This is a genomic window from Corynebacterium belfantii, assembly GCF_041898185.1.
Taxonomy (GTDB): Bacteria; Actinomycetota; Actinomycetes; order Mycobacteriales; family Mycobacteriaceae; genus Corynebacterium; species Corynebacterium belfantii.
Genome location: NZ_CP157823.1, coordinates 2168602 through 2188097 on the forward strand (window position 1 = coordinate 2168602; position 19496 = coordinate 2188097).

Consider the following 19496-nt stretch of genomic DNA (forward strand, 5'->3'; position numbering starts at 1 on the left):
TTTACCCCATATGGGGCGGATTCTAGTGGTTGTGGAAACACGATTCTAGATTTCGGTGGCATAGTCTAGCAGTTCAGCCATTTTTTCGGCTGGTTTGACAAAGCCAAGGGTTGCGCGCGGTCTGTCGTTAAGTTGCATAGCAACGAACTCGAGGTCTTCTTTGGTATGGACGAATAGATCAGTACCTTTGGAGAAATACTGACGCAGAAGTCCGTTGATGTTTTCGTTACTTCCTCGCTGCCAAGGTGACCCTGGATCACAGAAGTACACCAGACACTCGATGGCAATGGTAAATGATTTATGACCGGCCATGTCACTTCCTTGATCCCACGTCAGCGAACCACACAGGTGTGCTGGTAACTATTGGATAGTCTCGACGAGCGCGTCGCGCACTTCTACAACACCATGCCCGTTGGACAGCTGCAGCAGCATGACGTATCTGGTGCTGCGTTCCACAAGCGTGCCGATAGCTGATTTGTTTCCCTTGCCCAAAATGAGGTCGCCTTCCCAATGACCTAGAACAGCGCGGTCGTTAACCGTTGCTGGCCGTTCGGAAACCATCACCATGGGATCGCTAAAACGCTGGCGGGCAATACGCTGGTTGCGTGGCTTTTCCACAGCACGACCTTGGCGCAGACATGCAGCGATTTCTTTCTTCAACTCGCCTTTAGCTTGGAAGAACAACGACATATAGATAGTTTCAGGACACACCCTCACAGTGTCATCGTCAGGGACGTTTAGACGCAACCTTTAGGAAAACTGCACCGGTGAATACCACTTCTTCAACATCGCCCACACCGCATCACGCAATGCTGCATATGTGTCCAGTTTGCGTGGCTTAGACCGGAATCTACGCAGCACGGACCTCCGATGAGCTGCATGCGGCAGATACAACCCAAATTCATCACGGTTGCGTGTCATTTCCTTGCTTATTGTTCCCGGTGAACGACCCACATGCCGGGCAATAGCACGCACACCTAGGCCTTGACGGTTCAAATCGGCGATAAGTTCACGTTCCTCGACGGATAAATTATCGAGGACTAATGCGTTTGGCTATCGCGTGCTGTGGGATAACTTCGACAAGCACTGCTTGACGGCCGTCAACATAAGACACAACCTGCATCAGTCTTTTATAAAGCTCAGTGTCTGGCCCATCGGAAACACACGGCACACGCCCGACACCATTGAGCTTGGTTACTCCTTTATCGATGTCCAAAGCCTCGCGCGGATTAATACCGACGGCTTTTGCAACGTCTTTTCGGCTCATCGCACCAAAACGCAGCATCAAATACTCGCACCGACGCGACGTGGCACTAGCTCGACGGCCATGCGGATTGCGCTGCCACAAGCCAAGCTCAATACCAATGCGGTACACAACGCTGGTTCCTACATTAAGCCGCGTTGAAATATCTGACGGCTTTACACCCTGCTTTCATAGCGTTTCAATGCTTTTTGTCACCGAAGCAGAAGTCGACGTCTGAACACGCCACAGGAAGTTGACACTCACAAGCCAGCCGATACGCAATACTCAAGCTAAGTCCCAGTTCCAACGCCGCACTAGGAACACTACGACCGCCTGAAACCAAGTAACACAGCTGCTCTACCACATCCGGTGAAGGATCCCAACGACTCGACACCACAAACACCACCAATCAAGGTCAGGTGTTTCCACAACCCCTAGAATCCGCCGTGGGGCACAAAACAGAAAGAACCCCCCAGCTAGAGTCATTTCTAGCTGGGGGTAGCCGGTGGAGCTAACGGGATTCGAACCCGTGACCCCCACACTGCCAGTGTGATGCGCTACCAGCTGCGCCATAGCCCCGACAAACTAAGATCAAAGATCTTTGTTCGCGTTTGATATTACTGCAGCACAGCATGATGGACAAAATCAGCACATCACGGGCGGTTTTTAAGAGGTTGCTTGCTCAACCCAGGTTTCGATTCCCTTTTCTACTTCCTTGCCGTCGATAAAGACGCGTGGCGAGGAAACGCTGCCGCCGTCCTTCTCCAGCTTCTTGGAGTTAGCCTCGGCGAACTTACGGAAGTCCTCCTTGGCACCGCCCTCGCGGATCTTCTGAGTTACCTCATCAGATGCACCAAGGCTCTTGGCAACGTCAGCGAAGTCGTTATCACCCCACTGGCCGTAGATGGTCTTTTGCTCCTTCATGAGCAAAGCACGGTAGTTCCAGTAGGTTTCCCAGTCACCGCTTTGTGCCACGGCGAGGGCGGCGGCACCAGCCTTGGTGGAGTTGCCGTCATCGCCATCGCGATCAAGGAAGTTCAAAATGCGGAGGTTGACTACGATGTCACCATTCTCGATGGCTTTTTTCATTGGCCCATCGGTGACCTCGCCAAGCTCGGCGCAATGTGGGCACGAGAAGTCCTCGTAGAAGTCGATCTTCTTCGCGTCCTTCTTAGCGTTATCCGCTTTGAGAACAATGGCAGAGTCGGTCACACTACCAGTAAAGCTGACAGATTCTTTGTCATAGTCAGCGTATTTGTTAGCTTGGTGTGCTTTGCCCTGCACAACAACATAGGCCACAACGGCAACAACCACGACGAGTAGTGCCAGAAGAGCCCATAGAAATCCATTGGATTTTTCGGTTGGGTTCTGAATTTTCCTAGAACCAGCGTTTTTACTCACGTTTTCACCTTGGGTTGGTTTATTTATCGCAGCTCATGCTACAGAACAATTATGCGTAGAGCGCAAATTTCTTATATGGACGATAGACAGTCCACAACGACAGCGCAATAAAGAAAATGTCACGAAGAATAATCAATGCGTAGTCACGCGCGGTGTTTTCCCCTAGCCCCTGCGGACCGAAGCAGCCGCAGTCGATACCAAGGTTGCGTGCCCAGGCCTGTGCGATACCAGCGATGAACAAGACAAGGACCGTGACCGAGAACCAATTTGCCTTGCGCAGGAAAATACCGAACAGGAGCAGCACGCCACCAGCGATTTCTAGGGGGCCAATCACGCTGGCCAGCCCATTCGACCAAGTATCTGTGAAGATTTCATAGGCCTTAATCGATTGGGCTGTTTCCATGCGATTGTTGAGCTTAGATATACCGGCGGCGAGCCAAATATATGCCATGAAGAACCGCGCGAAGGCGCTTATGCAGTCAAGCACAAGGTGTAAAGACACTCGCTTCTTTGAAGTTTCAGTCACCTTGGCCAGTCTAATCACAAAACATCAGAAACGAGATTCTGTGCTTCACGCTGTACCATCGCGAGGTGGTCCGCTCCAAGGAAGGACTCCGCGTAAATCTTGTACTTATCCTCAGTTCCGGATGGGCGCGCAGCAAACCACGCATTTTCAGTGGTCACCTTCAGTCCGCCGATAGCAGCGCCGTTGCCAGGAGCAGTAGTGAGCTTAGCAGTAATCGCCTCACCAGCAAGTTCGGTGGCCGTAACCTGCTCAGGCGAGAGCTTCTTGAGCACCGCTTTTTGCTCACGGGTAGCAGGGGCATCAGTGCGCGCATAGGCAGGGGAACCAAAGCGGGCAGCAAGCTCTCCATAGCGTTGCGACGGAGTCTTCCCAGTCACTGCCGTGATTTCCGAGGCAAGCAGATCCAAAATAATGCCGTCTTTGTCAGTCGACCACACGGTGCCATTGTGTCGAAGGAAGGATGCACCAGCGGATTCCTCGCCACCGAACCCCACGGAGCCGTCGACAAGCCCTGGAACGAACCACTTAAAGCCCACAGGCACCTCCACCAGCTTGCGACCAAGATCGGCCACCACGCGGTCAATCATCGAGGAACTGACCAAGGTCTTGCCCACTGCTGTGGAAGAATTCCACTGCGGACGGTGCGAGAACAAGTAATCGATGGCCACGGCGAGGTAATGGTTAGGGTTCATCAGTCCCGCATCAGGTGTGACAATGCCGTGGCGATCAGCATCGGCGTCGTTACCCGTAGCGATGTCATATTTCGTGCGGTTATGCACCAGCGAGGCCATCGAGTCTGGCGACGAGCAGTCCATGCGGATCTTGCCATCGGTATCGAGGGTCATGAAACGCCAGGTGGCGTCGACAAGCGGATTGACCACGGTGAGGTTAAGCGAATGCTTCTCTGCAATCGCACCCCAATAGTCCACCGAAGCGCCACCCATAGGATCGGCACCAATAGCCAATCCCGAATTCCGAATCGCATCGATGTCCACCACGTTGGGCAGGTCAGCAATGTAATTCTCCATGTAGTTGTGAAGATGCGCACGTGGGTCGAGCACACCTGCAACCGAGGTGCGCTTCACAGAAACAAGCCCCTCACGCAGCAAAGTGTTGGCACGATCTGCAATCCAATCGGTGGCGTCGGTATCTGCAGGTCCGCCGTTGGGTGGGTTGTACTTAAAGCCACCATCACGAGGCGGATTGTGCGAAGGCGTAATCACAATGCCATCGGCATACTGTGAAACATCACTGCGCTGTGCGTTGTACGTCAAGATTGCGTGAGAGACAGCTGGTGTTGGGGTGTAGCGGCCGCGGTCGTCGACAAGCACCTCGATACCATGGGCCAACAGCACCTCGAGGGCAGAAATCATCGCGGGCTCGCTCAGTGCATGGGTATCGCGGCCAATAAAGATCGGACCACCAATGTGATGCTGCGCGCGGTACTCCACGATCGCTTGAGTGATAGCAAGAATGTGATTCTCATTGAAGGCTGTGTCCAGCGAAGAACCGCGGTGACCCGACGTACCAAAAGCTACCTGCTGATCTGGGTTATCCGCGTCTGGGGTCCGCGTGTAATAGGCGGTAACCACCTCAGCGATGTCAATGAGATCCTGGGGCTGCGCAAGTTGACCTGCTCGTTCGTGTGCCATGAAGTGCTCCTGCAACGCATAGTCGAAAGTCTTAACGCCTACCATCGTAGTAAAATCACAGCCCATGCAGTGCGTTTTAGTAGGACTCGGTGCCGGTTTAGGAGCAATCTCTCGCTATCAGCTCAGCCTGCTTATCGATGCACCCCTCGCGCTGCTAGGCATCAACCTTCTCGGATCCTTCCTCATGGGCTGGCTTCGCCCCAACGTGTTCTGGAGAACGGGATTCCTCGGCGGGTTTACCAGCTTCTCCGCCTTCGCGCTGCTCATGTTCGACGGAGCCTACCTGTACGCTGCGGTTACAGTCATCGGCTGCGTTGCGGCATGGCTACTCGGAGATCGGTTTGCCGCATGATTCCTGCCCTATTCTTAGCGGCAGCACTCGGCAGCATGCTGCGTTTCCTATTATCCAAGAACGGCCCCTACGTGGGAACTTTCATCGCAAACATGGCCGCATGTGTAGTCCTAGCAGCGGTAAGAGATGCTTCCCCCCTCGTTATGGCAGCCGTGGGCACCGGTTTCGCTGGAGCATTGTCCACCTGGTCCACGCTTGCCAAGGAACTCGGCACGCTCATACGGCAACGACTTTGGACGATGCTGTTGGGATACACAACGGCCACCATCCTCGGAGGAATGGTGGCCGTATGGTGTGGACTTCAGATCTAATCAGCGATCGCGTCCAGCGGTGGTGTCTTGGCAGCACGGCGTGCCGGCCACACTGCGGCGATCACACCAACAACGGCAGAGCCCACGAGGAGCCACACCATCTGCGACCACGGAACACTGACGTTTTCTAGGCCTTGGCTAGACAAGACCTTGAGGAACGACCAGCCCAGACCCAAGCCAACAACAATGCCCATTACGGCACCATAGAGGGCAATCTGAACCGACTCGATAGAGATCATCGTTCGAATTTGACCACGCTGCGTACCCACAGCACGCAACATACCAATCTCTTGGCGACGCTCAATCACATTGAGCGCCAAAGTATTAATAATGCCAATCACGGCAACAATGACTGCTAATCCGAGCAACGCATACAAGATATTCATCATCTGCGAAATCGTAGATGCCTGCTCACCAGCAAACTCCTTGGCGGTCTGAACCCGAACAACCAAGAAATCCTCAACGGCCTTCTCGATCTCCTGCTTCAACTCATCAGGCTTCAAAGAACCGTCACCGTTAACAAACAGTGAGTTCGTGGTCTTTTGCACCCCGGTGTTCTCCAAAGTCTTGGCCGACAAAATCACATTGCCCAAAACCTTGCTCTCTTTGAAGCTTCCCACAACTTTCGCCTTAGCAATTTCATTGTGGTTGGAATCAATCACCGGAACCGTATCGCCGATCTTGAGTTTCTTTTCATCCAAGTAGCTCTGTTTTGCGACGATCACGTTCGGCTGATCCAAATTGAAATCACCCTGCGGCTCCTCCGCACTAACAACCGTATTAATGTTGCCCGACATCAAGCGGCTACTAAACATCTGCTCCGGCGCATTCGGAGGCACCTCACCAATAGCAACAGGTGCAGCCTCCAACGCAGTAACTGTCCCAACACCCTTGGTGTCCTTCAGCTTCTTTTCTGCCTCGGCAGGAACAGGGAATCGACCATTGGTCGGGCCCGACAAAATGAACTCAGCCTTGACCTCACTATCGATCAATCCGCTAATGCTGGACTTCATCGTCGCCGACAACATACCAATGCTAGTGACCAGCGCAATGCCCAGAGTCAATGCAAATGCCGTAGTGGCCGTACGACGTGGGTTACGACGCGAGTTCGTCGCCGCAAGCTTGCCCACCGCCTTAAACGGTGCACCAACGATACGTCCCAGGCCACCAACGACCGGAATAGAGATCGCAGGAGATGCCAAGAACACACCCACGATCACAAACAGCGCACCTATTCCAACCAAAATGGCACGAGTCTTCGTCTCAGGACCATCACTAAAGGCACCCAGCGCAGCTGCAGCACAACCAATCAAGAACACCACAGCGCCAGCGATGGTACGCGCCTTAAGCGAAGTTTCCGCCGAGCTTTCCGTCGAACGCATGGCTTCCACAGGACGAACCGCACCCGCACGACGAGCAGGAGTCCACGCACTAATAATCGTGACGACGGTACCAAGCGCCAGCGGCACCAAAATCGACTGCGCAGAAAGCCCCAGTCCCGCATTCGGAATCTCCATCCCGAATTGCTTCATTGCAAACTGAATGACTTTAACCAGACCAGCGCCAGCAACAACACCGACTGCCGAACCGATAATGCCCACAATCACGGCCTCGAGAACCACAGACCGCGTCAACTGCTTACGCGAAACACCCAGCGCACGCATAAGCGCAAATTCCTTGAGACGCTGCGCCACAATCATCGAGAAAGTATTAGCAATGATGAAGGTGCCCACCAGCAGTGCAATCAAACCAAAAGCAACCAAGAAGTAATTAACAAAGCTCAACGCCTTCTTAATCGTCTTGGTCAGCTCCTCAGCCAACGACGCACCCGTATCCACCTTGAAATCTGGGTACTTGCCCTTCAGATACTGAACAACATCCTCAGAAGACCCATCAGCCTTCTTCACAAAAATGCTGCCAATAAACTCCGGCTGGTAACGATCCAAAAAGGCCTTCTCCCCCATCAACAGGTTCACACCAGGATGAGTAGTAGCCTCCGTGGAATACGTACCCACAACCTTTACTTCACGCTGGCCGGCCTCATCGACGACCACCACTGTGGAGCCTTCTTTAATACCAAGTTCACCAGCGCTCTCCGGTGCCAGCACCTCATTATCCTCATGAGGTTCCTTACCCGAGGTGATCTTTTCCTGCGTGGTCGCTGCACTGCCCTCACCGTAAAAAATACCGATCGTAGGAGAAGTCGCACCAGTCTGAATAGCCTTGCGATCCTCAGTAGCTAGGATCGCAGATGTAGCACCCTGAACCGCGACAGCCGCAACATGATCTTTATCCTTGCGGAGTTCGTCGATAAGCCCGCGAGGCATAGGTGCCTTCTCACCACTCATCACAACGTCGACATTCGCCAACTGATCATCAATCGCCGAATCAAACGTATTGCTCAACGACTGCGTGAACATAAACGAACCCGACACAAACGCCGTGCCCAACACAACCGCCAAAATGGTCAGCGCAAGACGAACCTTATGCGCCGCAACCGAACGCAGACTCAAACGCAACATCGCGTTCTTAGAGCCAGTAGATGTACTATGCGAACCCATCTATGCAAGCTCCTCAATGGTTGCCATCGTGGACAAAATTTCCTCAGCCGACGGGTGCATAAGCTCCTTGACAATACGACCATCGGCCAAGAACACCACACGATCCGCATACGATGCCGCACGAGGATCATGGGTCACAATCACCACAGTCTGATCATCCTGATCAACCGCAGTACGAAGAATCGACAAAACCTCAGCCGAAGAATTCGAATCCAAATTACCCGTAGGCTCATCACCAAAAATGATCTCCGGCTGCGCAACCAACGCACGAGCACACGCCACACGCTGCTGCTGACCACCAGATAACTCAGAAGGACGGTGGCTCAGACGTTCCGTCAAACCGAGGCGCGACGTGACCTCATCAAACCACTCCTTATTGACCGACTTACCCGCAATATCACGCGGCAACGTAATATTTTCCGCCGCAGTAAGAGTAGGCACCAAGTTAAATGACTGGAAAATAAAGCCAAGACGATCACGGCGAAGAGCCGTCATCTCCTTATCCTTAAGCAACGAAAGATCAGTATCGCCAATAAAGGTGCTACCGCTGGAGATCGAATCCAAACCCGCCATACAGTGCATTAGAGTCGATTTACCAGAACCAGAAGGGCCCATAATGGCAGTAAATTGATGAGCTGCAAACTCCACATCAATAGAATCCAAGGCCACGACGCGAGCCTCACCTTGGCCGTAGGTTTTCACAAGGCCCTTAGCTCGAGCAGCTGGTAGCGAATGGCCGTTCTCAGTCATACATTTCCAATCAGAAAACTAGGAAAGCCGCACCAAAGATAGTGGTGAGCGGCGCGTTACTTGTACCATTCAACACGAAAAACAGGATCTTTGCATAAACACAGCACTCAACAATCAACCCATTCCAAAACCAATAACGCTTATCGACGCCAAGTACTGAGCTTGAGTTGTCGATGCTGGGGTTTATTGATCCGCTCACCGGCCGGCCCCGCTTGTTCACCGGTACAGTAATCCGCTAGCAGGGGTGCAGGATCGCGGGATCATGGCCCTGTTCGTGTTCTCGTGTTGTCGAATCCACGTCCACGAATCCGTGATCACGAAAACCCCAACACCCCAAACCCACACCCAAGCCCCCGAGCATGGATTTACGTAGTCACGAACACGAGAACACGACAAACACCAACCCGCCCCCCCCTTAGCGTGGGCAAAAAAAGGGGGGTTGTGGTGGTGTGAAACACACATAATGTTTCACGCCACCACAACCCCATATTATTTTTTAAGTTTTAGGTTGGCAGCGACCTACTCTCCCACACCCTCCCAGGTGCAGTACCATCAGCGCAATCGGGCTTAGCTTCCGGGTTCGGAAAGGGACCGGGCGTACCCCCGACACAATAACCACCAACACACACAACCAACCACCCACGGCGACAGGCATGCCATGCCAGACACTGCACAGCAGACGCAAGCAACACTTTTATTCATTCAAACCATCACCCACACAAAAAAAAGGGGTGAGATGTCCATAATGCTTTATTATTCTTTTTGCTCGTTACACAATGTTATTACTCGGTCATATTAGTACCAGTCACCTTAACGCATTACTACGCTTCCAGATCTGGCCTATCAACCCCCTAGTCTAGAGGGAACCTCAAAAGAAACCTCATCTCAAAACAGGCTTCCCGCTTAGATGCTTTCAGCGGTTATCCCTCCCGTACGTAGCCAACCAGCCCTGCCACTGGCGTGACAACTGGCACACTAGAGGTACGTCCGTCCCGGTCCTCTCGTACTAGGGACAGCCTTCTTCAAGTTTCAACGCGCGCGGCGGATAGAGACCGAACTGTCTCACGACGTTCTAAACCCAGCTCGCGTGCCGCTTTAATGGGCGAACAGCCCAACCCTTGGGACCTACTCCAGCCCCAGGATGCGACGAGCCGACATCGAGGTGCCAAACCATCCCGTCGATATGGACTCTTGGGGAAGATCAGCCTGTTATCCCCGGGGTACCTTTTATCCGTTGAGCGACACCACTTCCACAAGTAGATGCCGGATCACTAGTCCCGACTTTCGTCCCTGCTCGACCTGTCAGTCTCACAGTCAAGCTCCCTTGTGCACTTACACTCACCACCTGATTGCCAACCAGGCTGAGGGAACCTTTGGGCGCCTCCGTTACATTTTAGGAGGCAACCGCCCCAGTTAAACTACCCACCAGGCACTGTCCCCAACCCAGATCATGGGCCAAGGTTAAGGTGCTCAATCCGATCAGAGTGGTATTTCAACTTTCGACTCCACAACCACTAGCGTGACCACTTCACAGTCTCCCACCTATCCTACACAAACCGAACCAAACACCAATACCAAGCTATAGTGAAGGTCCCGGGGTCTTTTCGTCCTGCCGCGCGTAACGAGCATCTTTACTCGTACTGCAATTTCACCGGGCCTGTGGTTGAGACAGCAGGGAAGTCGTTACGCCATTCGTGCAGGTCGGAACTTACCCGACAAGGAATTTCGCTACCTTAGGATGGTTATAGTTACCACCGCCGTTTACTGGGGCTTAAATTCTCCGCTTCGGACAACAATGCCCTAACAGGTCCTCTTAACCTTCCAGCACCGGGCAGGCGTCAGTCCGTATACATCAACTTCCACGTTTTCGCACGGACCTGTGTTTTTAATAAACAGTCGCTTCCCTCTATTCTCTGCGACCACCACCAGCTCAACCACGTCGGTCACCAGCAATGGTCCCCCTTCTCCCGAAGTTACGGGGGCAATTTGCCGAGTTCCTTAACCACAGTTCACCCGATCGCCTTAGTATTCTCTACCTGACCACCTGTGTCGGTTATGGGTACGGGCCATATATGCACTCGCTAGAGGCTTTTCTCGACAGTACAGGATCACCAACATCAACCACAAAGGTCTACGCATCACGCCTCACCCACTATGCGACACGGATTTACCTATGCCACGGGCCACACGCTTACACCACAATCCACTACATGGCTCAGCTACCTCACTGCGTCACCCCATCACTTGGCTACTACCAACGAAGATCCCACGCACATCACCACCAACCACACAAAAAGCATGACCAGAAGATCCATGGATGGTTAGTACCACTGATTCACCACTGGGCGCACATACACGGGTACCAGAATATCAACTGGTTATCCATCGACTACGCCTGTCGGCCTCGCCTTAGGTCCCGACTCACCCTGGGAAGATTAGCTTAACCCAGGAACCCTTAGTCATCCGGCGGAAAAGTTTTCCACTTTTCATTCGTTACTCATGCCTGCATTCTCACTCGCACACACTCCACACCATCAAGTCACCCAGGTGCTTCACAGCAGTGCACGACGCTCCCCTACCCAACCAACAAAAAATGCTGACTGCCGCGGCTTCGGCGGTGTACTTGAGCCCCACTACATTGTCGGCGCAGAACCACTCGACCAGTGAGCTATTACGCACTCTTTCAAGGATGGCTGCTTCTAAGCCAACCTCCTGGCTGTCTTCGCGATCCCACATCCTTTTCCACTTAGTACACCCTTAGGGGCCTTAACCGGCGATCTGGGCTGTTTCCCTCTCGACCAACGGAGCTTATCCCCCGCAGTCTCACTGCCATGCTTAACATTACCGGCATTCGGAGTTTGGCTGACATTGCTAAGATTGTAGTCCCGCTCAACCAACCAGTAGCTCTACCTCCAGCAAGAAACACACAACGCTGCACCTAAATGCATTTCGGGGAGAACCAGCTATCACGGAGTTTGATTGGCCTTTCACCCCTACCCACAGCTCATCCCCTCAGTTTTCAACCTAAGTGGGTTCGCGCCTCCACAACCTCTTACAGCTGCTTCACACTGGCCATGGGTAGATCACCCCGCTTCGGGTCCAGAACATGCCACTAACAAACACCCTCATTAGGATTCGCTTTCGCTACGACTACCCCACACGGGTTAACCTCGCGACATGCCGCTGACTCGCAGGCTCATTCTTCAAAAGGCACGCCATCACCCCACAAAAAAGGCTCTGACGGATTGTAAGCACACGGTTTCAGGTACTATTTCACTCCCCTCCCGGGGTACTTTTCACCATTCCCTCACGGTACTAATCCGCTATCGGTCATCATAAGTATTTAGGCTTACCGGGTGGTCCCGGCAGATTCACAGCAGATTCCACGAGCCCGCTGCTACTCGGGAACATCATCCACTCACATGCATGCACTTTCACGTACGGGACTCTCACCCACTACGGCAGGCCATTCCAAACCACTTCCGCTAACACACACATACACAAGCGAGGAGCCGGCAGCCTCCTCCAACAACGCCCCACAACACCACACACGCAACCCCTGCCAGGTATCACACGCATACGGTTTAGCCTCATCCACGTTCGTTCGCCACTACTAGCAGAATCATTAATTATTTTCTTCTCCTACGGGTACTAAGATGTTTCACTTCCCCGCGTCACCCCCACACCAGCTATACATTCACTGATGGGTAACCACACATAACCATGGCCAGGTTTCCCCATTCGGACACCCTCGGATCAACGCTCTATTGGCAACTCCCCGAGGCCTATCGCGGCCTTACACGTCCTTCATCGGCTCATAATGCCCAGGCATCCACCGTGTGCCCTTCACAAACAACACACATGTAACAAACAAAAACACCAAGAACAATTAAAGAATAAAGATTACTCGCGTCCACTATACAGTTCTCACACAACACACCAACCACAAGGTCCCATGACAGCACAACCAGCACACAACCAGCCACACCACACAAAACCACGTGAGTGATCAACCAGAACAACCACGTTGCCCCAGACACCCAACAGCGCACCAACACACACAAACAAGAAAAAACACACAACAACCACAAACACAACAACCACAACACCCTCACACCACACAGCGCGAGAAAAAACCATCATGGGTCACACGCATCCACCCGGATACAAAAAAACAACAGGCAACAACTGTCACCCAACAATAAAAACTCCTTAGAAAGGAGGTGATCCAGCCGCACCTTCCGGTACGGCTACCTTGTTACGACTTCGTCCCAATCGCCGATCCCACCTTCGACAGCTCCTCCCACAAAGGTTAGGCCACTGGCTTCGGGTGTTACCAACTTTCATGACGTGACGGGCGGTGTGTACAAGGCCCGGGAACGTATTCACCGCAGCGTTGCTGATCTGCGATTACTAGCGACTCCGACTTCATGGGGTCGAGTTGCAGACCCCAATCCGAACTGAGGCCGGCTTTCAGCGATTCGCTCACCCTCACAGGCTCGCAGCGCGTTGTACCGACCATTGTAGCATGTGTGAAGCCCTGGACATAAGGGGCATGATGATTTGACGTCATCCCCACCTTCCTCCGAGTTAACCCCGGCAGTCTCTCATGAGTCCCCACCATAACATGCTGGCAACATAAGACAAGGGTTGCGCTCGTTGCGGGACTTAACCCAACATCTCACGACACGAGCTGACGACAACCATGCACCACCTGTATACAGACCACAAGGGAAAACGTATCTCTACGCCGATCCTGCATATGTCAAGCCCAGGTAAGGTTCTTCGCGTTGCATCGAATTAATCCACATGCTCCGCCGCTTGTGCGGGCCCCCGTCAATTCCTTTGAGTTTTAGCCTTGCGGCCGTACTCCCCAGGCGGGGCGCTTAATGCGTTAGCTACGGCACGAAAGTCGTGGAAGACCCTCACACCTAGCGCCCACCGTTTACGGCATGGACTACCAGGGTATCTAATCCTGTTCGCTCCCCATGCTTTCGCTCCTCAGCGTCAGTTACTGCCCAGAGACCTGCCTTCGCCATCGGTGTTCCTCCTGATATCTGCGCATTCCACCGCTACACCAGGAATTCCAGTCTCCCCTACAGCACTCAAGTTATGCCCGTATCGCCTGCACGCCCGGAGTTAAGCCCCGGAATTTCACAGACGACGCGACAAACCACCTACGAGCTCTTTACGCCCAGTAATTCCGGACAACGCTCGCACCCTACGTATTACCGCGGCTGCTGGCACGTAGTTAGCCGGTGCTTCTTATCTAGGTACCGTCACAAAAGCTTCGTCCCTAGCGAAAGAGGTTTACAACCCGAAGGCCGTCATCCCCCACGCGGCGTCGCTGCATCAGGCTTGCGCCCATTGTGCAATATTCCCCACTGCTGCCTCCCGTAGGAGTCTGGGCCGTATCTCAGTCCCAATGTGGCCGTCCACCCTCTCAGGCCGGCTACCCGTCGACGCCTTGGTAGGCCATTACCCCACCAACAAGCTGATAGGCCGCGGGCTCATCTCGTACCGAAAAAACTTTCCACCACACACACTAAAGCATGGTCCTATCCAGTATTAGACCCAGTTTCCCAGGCTTATCCCGAAGTACGAGGCAGATCACCCACGTGTTACTCACCCGTTCGCCACTCGAGTACCTAGCAAGCTAGGCCTTTCCGTTCGACTTGCATGTGTTAAGCACGCCGCCAGCGTTCGTCCTGAGCCAGGATCAAACTCTCCATAAAAAATCAGTCAAAAGACCAACCCTTTTAAGCTGGAACAAGCCCAACCAACTGGCTAAAAACCACCACAAACAACACAACATTGCCTGCGACTGGCAAAAAAATAAAAAATAATGATTTGCTCTATCAAAAACGTGGCCATCATCCCTTTGACGAGGAAAAATAATCATGACCACCAACACAACAATTCACAATAACCATCATGTTATTTACAAGCCATGGCACACTTGCCGGCCGTATGACAACATCACGTTCATCATCATTGCATATATCTTTTTCTTATCCGATCCCCACCCCATAAAAAGATGGGAACCAAAAGTACATTGGCACACTATTGAGTTCTCAAACAACACAATCACACCACCACACACCATCATTAACTAATGATGCCTAGCGGAAAATTACTTGTATTCTTGCCGACCAGCTTGTTTTCCTCCCGCCTACTCTCACTCATGTAAGGGGCGGTGTCGGTCGCGGCGACTTGATTAAATGTACACACCACGACCTGTTGACACAACTCCACAGGTCACAACAGGTTTTTAAACTTGCACTCGTTCGATCTGGGCACCCAAGCGCTGAAGATCTTCGACAAAGTTGGGGTATCCGCGGTCGATGTGGAACACATCGTTTACTTCTGTCACCCCATCAGCGCACAAAGCCGCCAACACGAGTCCGGCTCCGGCTCGAATGTCTGAGCTCCACACTGGTGTCGAAGAAAGTTTCTCCACTCCCCTCATAACCACATGGTGACCGTCGACAGTGGCGTCGGCACCTAGGCGGACGAGTTCGTCGACGAAGCGGAAGCGTGCCTCGAAGATATTTTCCGTGATTACCGAAACGCCATCTGCAACCGTCGAAATGCCAATGGCCATTGGCTGAAGATCGGTTGGGAACCCTGGGAATGGGAGCGTTTGATAGTCCACCGCCATGGGGCGACGGTCCATGCGCACGCGGAATCCGTGATCGTACGTGGTCACCTCGGCGCCTGCGACCTTGAGTTTTTCCAATGCCAAGTGCAGGTTGCGTGGTGCAATGCCACCGACAGTGATGTCGCCTTGGGTCATCGCTGCGGCATATGCCCATGTACCGGCAACGATGCGGTCGCCAATAACTTCGTGCTGGGTGGGGTGCAGTTTTTCAACGCCACGGATGGTGATGGTCGAGGTGCCCTCGCCTTCAATATCCGCGCCCATTTCTTTGAGCATGACGCATAGGTCAAGAATTTCTGGCTCGCGCGCAGCGTTATCAAGAACGGTCGTGCCTTCTGCGAGAACGGCTGCGGTCAAAATATTTTCGGTCGCTCCGACCGATGGGAAGTCAAGGTGAATATTGGCGCCACGCAGCTGATCTGCTTGGGCCACAACCGCACCATGTTCGATGTGGGTTTTAGCACCCAGTTTTTCTAAGCCGCTTTGGTGCATATCTAAGGGGCGCGATCCGATGGCGTCTCCACCGGGCAATGCAACGACTGCCTTGCCGCAGCGCGCGGTCAATGGGCCGAGTACGCATACGGAGGCGCGGAATTGCCGCACGGCATCGAAGTCGGCGTTACTGGAAATTTCGGCTGGCGTTGTAATTTCCACCGTTGAACCGGAGTGGACAACAGAACAACCCAGGCCTTCGAGGACGCGAACCATATAAGGAACGTCCAAGATCTTCGGGCAATTGGTCAACGTCGTGGTGCCTTCGGCAAGAAGAGCAGCCGCCATCAGCTTGAGCACGCTGTTTTTCGCGCCGCCAACATGGACGGTTCCTTCGAGTCGAGCACCGCCGGTAACTAGAAATCTTTCCTTCACCCCTCCAACCCTACTGAGTTATCGCGTAGGTTTGGAGTATGGCTGTTCATTTGACAAAGATCTACACACGAACTGGCGACGACGGCACGACTGCGTTGTCCGATTTTTCTCGAGTTTCTAAAAACGATCCACGCCTTGCGGCCTATGCGGATTGCGATGAATTGAATGCGTCGATAGGCCAAGCTCTTGCATTAACAACGCTTCCCGAGGACGTGGTCACCGTACTAAAGCGCGTCCAAAACGAGCTTTTCGACGCCGGCGCGGACCTATCCACTCCGATCCAGGAAAATCCTCAATACCCACCGCTGCGTATTGAGCAAAGCTACATCGACGCCCTCGAAGCCGACTGTGATCGATTTAACGAGCAGCTCGAAGCACTCAATTCCTTTATTTTGCCAGGCGGAACCCCAGGAGCAGCGATGCTGCACGTTGCCCGCACCATCGCACGCCGCGCAGAGCGCGCCGCATGGGCCGCAGTCGAGGCGGTTCCCGAGACTACTTCGGTACTTCCTGCACGTTATCTCAACCGTCTAAGCGATTTGCTGTTCATCATGTCGCGACTCGCGAATAACAGCAACGACGTGAAATGGGTTCCAGGCGGAAGCCGCACATAAAAAAGACCTCGGATATTTCCACGAGAAGTATCCGAGGTAATTTGTTTTCGCTTTAAGGCAGTGCGCCGATACGACGAGCCGCGTTGACAGCCTCGTAACGGGTGTGTGCACCGAGCTTACGCATCACCGAACGCAGGTAGCTCTTTACTGTTTCTGCACCAATTCCCATTTCCTCTGCTGCTTCGACGTTGGTGTGCCCCAACGCAACACAGGAAAGGACGTCGAGTTCGCGAGCAGAGAGCTTGGTGGTTTGCTTGACATGAACCGGTGCCACCATCTGATCGCACAGCTCTTCAAGTTCCTGACGCAGTTCTTCTTGCTCGATGCGGTTAGCCAGCATGCGCAGCTTGGAATGAGTGGAACGAATCTGTTCCCATTCAGCACCATTCATCATGCGGCCTTGCTTTGCTACGCCACCGCGAGGGTTGTCGCTGCGACGAGAAGCAGAATTGATAGCGAGTTCTTGCTCCAAGACTCGTGCGGTCATAGTGACCTCTTCGATCACCTTGTCCCCCAAACGCACTGGGGAATGAACGCCAACATAGAGAACACCACGCACTTCGCGCTGCACAATCACAGGAATAGCAACTATGGAATGCAGGCCTTCGTCTTGGATGACAGGGTCAAGATCATGGGAAATCACGTTGGCACGAGTGTAATCACTCACACCGACTGGACGACGGGTCTTTAAAACGCGACCGCCGACGCCAACGCCATTATCAATAATCAAGTTCTGAAGAGCAGGTGTGCGCAGTCCAACCCACTGATTAATTAGTAGACGACTGTCGGACTGAACTGAGGCATACATCGTCACGGGGATGCCCGTGGCATTTTTTAGCGATGCAAGCGCTTGACGGATCGCGTCTTCGTCTTCTTTGACTCGTTGTGCTTCCACCATGAGACTCCTGTCTGATCAGAAACTACTCCGATTGCGTCACACCCATTTGCGTCATTCTGGTGCGCAAAACCTTGGGGTAGATCATGCAACTGGCAAAAGTATAACTGGCTCACGGGGGTATTCAAAAGCCCCTTCGCGGAGCAATGCTGCATAATTTTGCCCGATTACACATCGGACAAGGGGTAACAAACTCCCCCCTTGCCCCACAAATTACACCCTTACACCCACCCATCACATTAGCCCCAAATCTCACATAATGGACTCTCGAAAGCTTCGACAAAGTGCATTAATACATGAAGAAGCTCACTTCCATCCCAAATGATGGAATGTGTCGGAGCTCATTTTCGGGCGGTTTTCAGCTACTCCACAGGTGGAAATTATAAACTCGAATACACGCCTAGCCCCACACCCCCAAACCACAATTCGGACAATTCAAATGTCCGCATATATCTGTTTACTGTTAGATTTTACAGATTGTCAGTGACGAGCATCACTAAATATTAGCCAAACTTAGCTAAATTATTTTAAATAGACCGATCGGTACGCATAATAAGACAATTCTGTCTAGCATTTTAGTTTTGTTGAGCGTAGAGTAGACAGTCGAACCTACGAAAAAGGAAGAAAAATACACCCTTTTGTGCAGGTCAACCGATAAACGCAATGAAATAAAGGACGTCATATCATGGCTAAAATTTACGACAGCATCCTCGACACTGTGGGCAATACACCACTCATTAAGCTCAATCGCCTCGACAAAGACCTCCCCGGCAACGTTGTGGTCAAAGTTGAGTTTTTTAACCCTGCAAATTCTGTGAAAGACCGTATTGGTAAAGCAATCGTCGACGCAGCAGAAGCCTCCGGTGAGCTCAAGCCAGGTGGCACCATCGTTGAAGCAACATCCGGCAACACCGGTATCGCTCTTGCACTCGTCGGTGCTGCCCGCGGCTACAACGTTGTGCTCACCATGCCAGAAACAATGTCCCTCGAGCGCCGCGTCATGCTACGCGCCTATGGTGCAGAGATCGTTCTCACCTCTGGTGCAGCCGGAATGCAAGGTGCCGTAGACAAGGCAAACGAAATCGTCGCTGAGCGCGACAACGCCATCCTCGCCAGCCAGTTCAAGAACGCCGCCAACCCAGAAATTCACCGTCGTACCACCGGCGAAGAGATCTGGAACGACACCGACGGACAGGTCGACATCTTCGTCGCAGGCGTAGGCACCGGCGGAACTGTCACCGGCGCTGGCGAAACCCTGAAGAAGCACAACCCAGAGATCAAGGTCTACGCCGTCGAGCCAGCAGCCTCCGCTCTCCTGACCACCGGCAAGGCAGGTCCTCACAAGATCCAAGGCCTCGGCGCAAACTTCATCCCAAGCGTTCTTAACCAGAAGGTCTACGAAGAAGTCATCACCGTGACCAACGAGGACGCAATCTCCACCTCACGCCAGCTCGCCGCACAAGAAGGTATCTTGGGCGGCATCTCTGCCGGCGCCAACCTCAAGGCAGCACTTGAGCTTGCAGCATTGCCAGAAAACGAGGGCAAGACCATCGTCACCGTCGTACCTGACTACGGCGAGCGCTACGTATCAACCGTCTTGTTCGACGACATCCGCGACTAATCAACTCACCGTTGACGCAACGCCCTGACCACCGAAACATAC

11 protein-coding genes, 1 tRNA gene, 3 rRNA genes and 1 pseudogene are annotated in these 19496 nt (G+C 53.0%); 4 read left to right on the forward strand and 12 right to left on the reverse strand.

Going from position 1 to position 19496, the window contains the following annotated elements; all coding sequences use genetic code 11:
• Positions 1 to 45 precede the first annotated feature (45 nt).
• The 5 genes and pseudogenes from ABMV07_RS10825 to pgm form a co-directional block, all read right to left on the reverse strand.
• Positions 46 to 1267, reverse strand: a pseudogene (locus ABMV07_RS10825) (IS30 family transposase).
• Positions 1268 to 1749: 482 nt separating this feature from the next.
• Positions 1750 to 1822: transfer RNA gene (locus ABMV07_RS10830), tRNA-Ala, on the reverse strand.
• Between the two features lie 87 nt (positions 1823 to 1909).
• A complete protein-coding gene (locus tag ABMV07_RS10835) occupies positions 1910 to 2644 on the reverse strand; it encodes a DsbA family protein (protein WP_003852718.1) in 735 nt (244 codons plus the stop codon).
• Between the two features lie 49 nt (positions 2645 to 2693).
• Positions 2694 to 3146, reverse strand: coding sequence for a MauE/DoxX family redox-associated membrane protein (locus tag ABMV07_RS10840; protein WP_374065025.1), 453 nt, complete (start codon positions 3144 to 3146; stop codon positions 2694 to 2696).
• 38 nt (positions 3147 to 3184) lie between these two features.
• The gene (gene pgm, locus ABMV07_RS10845; RefSeq protein WP_374064604.1) at positions 3185 to 4822 is read right to left on the reverse strand and encodes a phosphoglucomutase (alpha-D-glucose-1,6-bisphosphate-dependent); all 1638 of its coding nucleotides are present in this window, start codon (positions 4820 to 4822) and stop codon (positions 3185 to 3187) included.
• A 64-nt stretch (positions 4823 to 4886) separates the two neighbouring features.
• Between pgm and ABMV07_RS10850 the strand changes: the two genes are divergently transcribed.
• The gene (locus ABMV07_RS10850; protein ID WP_374064605.1) at positions 4887 to 5174 is read left to right on the forward strand and encodes a fluoride efflux transporter family protein; all 288 of its coding nucleotides are present in this window, start codon (positions 4887 to 4889) and stop codon (positions 5172 to 5174) included.
• Positions 5171 to 5485 (forward strand): CrcB family protein, encoded by a 315-nt coding sequence (locus ABMV07_RS10855; RefSeq protein ID WP_197689886.1) that lies wholly within the window; start codon positions 5171 to 5173, stop codon positions 5483 to 5485. The genes ABMV07_RS10850 and ABMV07_RS10855 overlap by 4 nt, the downstream gene beginning before the upstream one ends.
• On the opposite strand, the gene ABMV07_RS10860 is transcribed toward ABMV07_RS10855, so the two are convergent.
• From ABMV07_RS10860 to murA, 6 genes are all read right to left on the reverse strand, one after another.
• Positions 5482 to 8046 (reverse strand): ABC transporter permease, encoded by a 2565-nt coding sequence (locus tag ABMV07_RS10860; protein WP_196978045.1) that lies wholly within the window; start codon positions 8044 to 8046, stop codon positions 5482 to 5484. The two genes, ABMV07_RS10855 and ABMV07_RS10860, sit on opposite strands and share 4 nt — an antisense overlap.
• The gene (locus ABMV07_RS10865) at positions 8047 to 8796 is read right to left on the reverse strand and encodes an ABC transporter ATP-binding protein (RefSeq protein ID WP_088267956.1); all 750 of its coding nucleotides are present in this window, start codon (positions 8794 to 8796) and stop codon (positions 8047 to 8049) included.
• A gap of 506 nt (positions 8797 to 9302) precedes the next feature.
• Positions 9303 to 9419 (reverse strand): 5S ribosomal RNA (rrf, locus tag ABMV07_RS10870).
• Between the two features lie 151 nt (positions 9420 to 9570).
• Positions 9571 to 12655, reverse strand: a 23S ribosomal RNA gene (locus tag ABMV07_RS10875).
• Positions 12656 to 13012: 357 nt separating this feature from the next.
• A 16S ribosomal RNA gene (locus tag ABMV07_RS10880) occupies positions 13013 to 14531 on the reverse strand.
• Together the 16S, 23S and 5S rRNA genes form the textbook arrangement of a ribosomal RNA operon.
• 536 nt (positions 14532 to 15067) lie before the next feature.
• The gene (gene murA, locus ABMV07_RS10885) at positions 15068 to 16324 is read right to left on the reverse strand and encodes a UDP-N-acetylglucosamine 1-carboxyvinyltransferase (RefSeq protein WP_196981652.1); all 1257 of its coding nucleotides are present in this window, start codon (positions 16322 to 16324) and stop codon (positions 15068 to 15070) included.
• A 38-nt stretch (positions 16325 to 16362) separates the two neighbouring features.
• Between murA and ABMV07_RS10890 the strand changes: the two genes are divergently transcribed.
• Positions 16363 to 16938 (forward strand): cob(I)yrinic acid a,c-diamide adenosyltransferase, encoded by a 576-nt coding sequence (locus ABMV07_RS10890; protein WP_088266614.1) that lies wholly within the window; start codon positions 16363 to 16365, stop codon positions 16936 to 16938.
• Positions 16939 to 16990: 52 nt separating this feature from the next.
• On the opposite strand, the gene ramA is transcribed toward ABMV07_RS10890, so the two are convergent.
• A complete protein-coding gene (ramA, locus tag ABMV07_RS10895; protein ID WP_374064606.1) occupies positions 16991 to 17836 on the reverse strand; it encodes an acetate metabolism transcriptional regulator RamA in 846 nt (281 codons plus the stop codon).
• Positions 17837 to 18518: 682 nt separating this feature from the next.
• Between ramA and cysK the strand changes: the two genes are divergently transcribed.
• Positions 18519 to 19454: a cysteine synthase A gene (gene cysK, locus ABMV07_RS10900; protein ID WP_071572173.1), complete on the forward strand. Its 936-nt coding sequence runs from the start codon at positions 18519 to 18521 to the stop codon at positions 19452 to 19454.
• The last annotated feature ends 42 nt before the right edge of the window (positions 19455 to 19496 follow it).

Excerpts from the sequence above, each read along its gene's own strand:
- pgm (WP_374064604.1), bottom strand. The coding sequence starts at position 4,822 with ATGGCACACGAACGAGCAGGTCAACTTGCGCAGCCCCAGGATCTCATT.
- ABMV07_RS10850 (WP_374064605.1), top strand. The coding sequence starts at position 4,887 with ATGCAGTGCGTTTTAGTAGGACTCGGTGCCGGTTTAGGAGCAATCTCT.
- ABMV07_RS10855 (WP_197689886.1), top strand. The coding sequence starts at position 5,171 with ATGATTCCTGCCCTATTCTTAGCGGCAGCACTCGGCAGCATGCTGCGT.
- ABMV07_RS10860 (WP_196978045.1), bottom strand. The coding sequence starts at position 8,046 with ATGGGTTCGCATAGTACATCTACTGGCTCTAAGAACGCGATGTTGCGT.
- ABMV07_RS10865 (WP_088267956.1), bottom strand. The coding sequence starts at position 8,796 with ATGACTGAGAACGGCCATTCGCTACCAGCTGCTCGAGCTAAGGGCCTT.
- ABMV07_RS10890 (WP_088266614.1), top strand. The coding sequence starts at position 16,363 with ATGGCTGTTCATTTGACAAAGATCTACACACGAACTGGCGACGACGGC.
- ramA (WP_374064606.1), bottom strand. The coding sequence starts at position 17,836 with ATGGTGGAAGCACAACGAGTCAAAGAAGACGAAGACGCGATCCGTCAA.
- cysK (WP_071572173.1), top strand. The coding sequence starts at position 18,519 with ATGGCTAAAATTTACGACAGCATCCTCGACACTGTGGGCAATACACCA.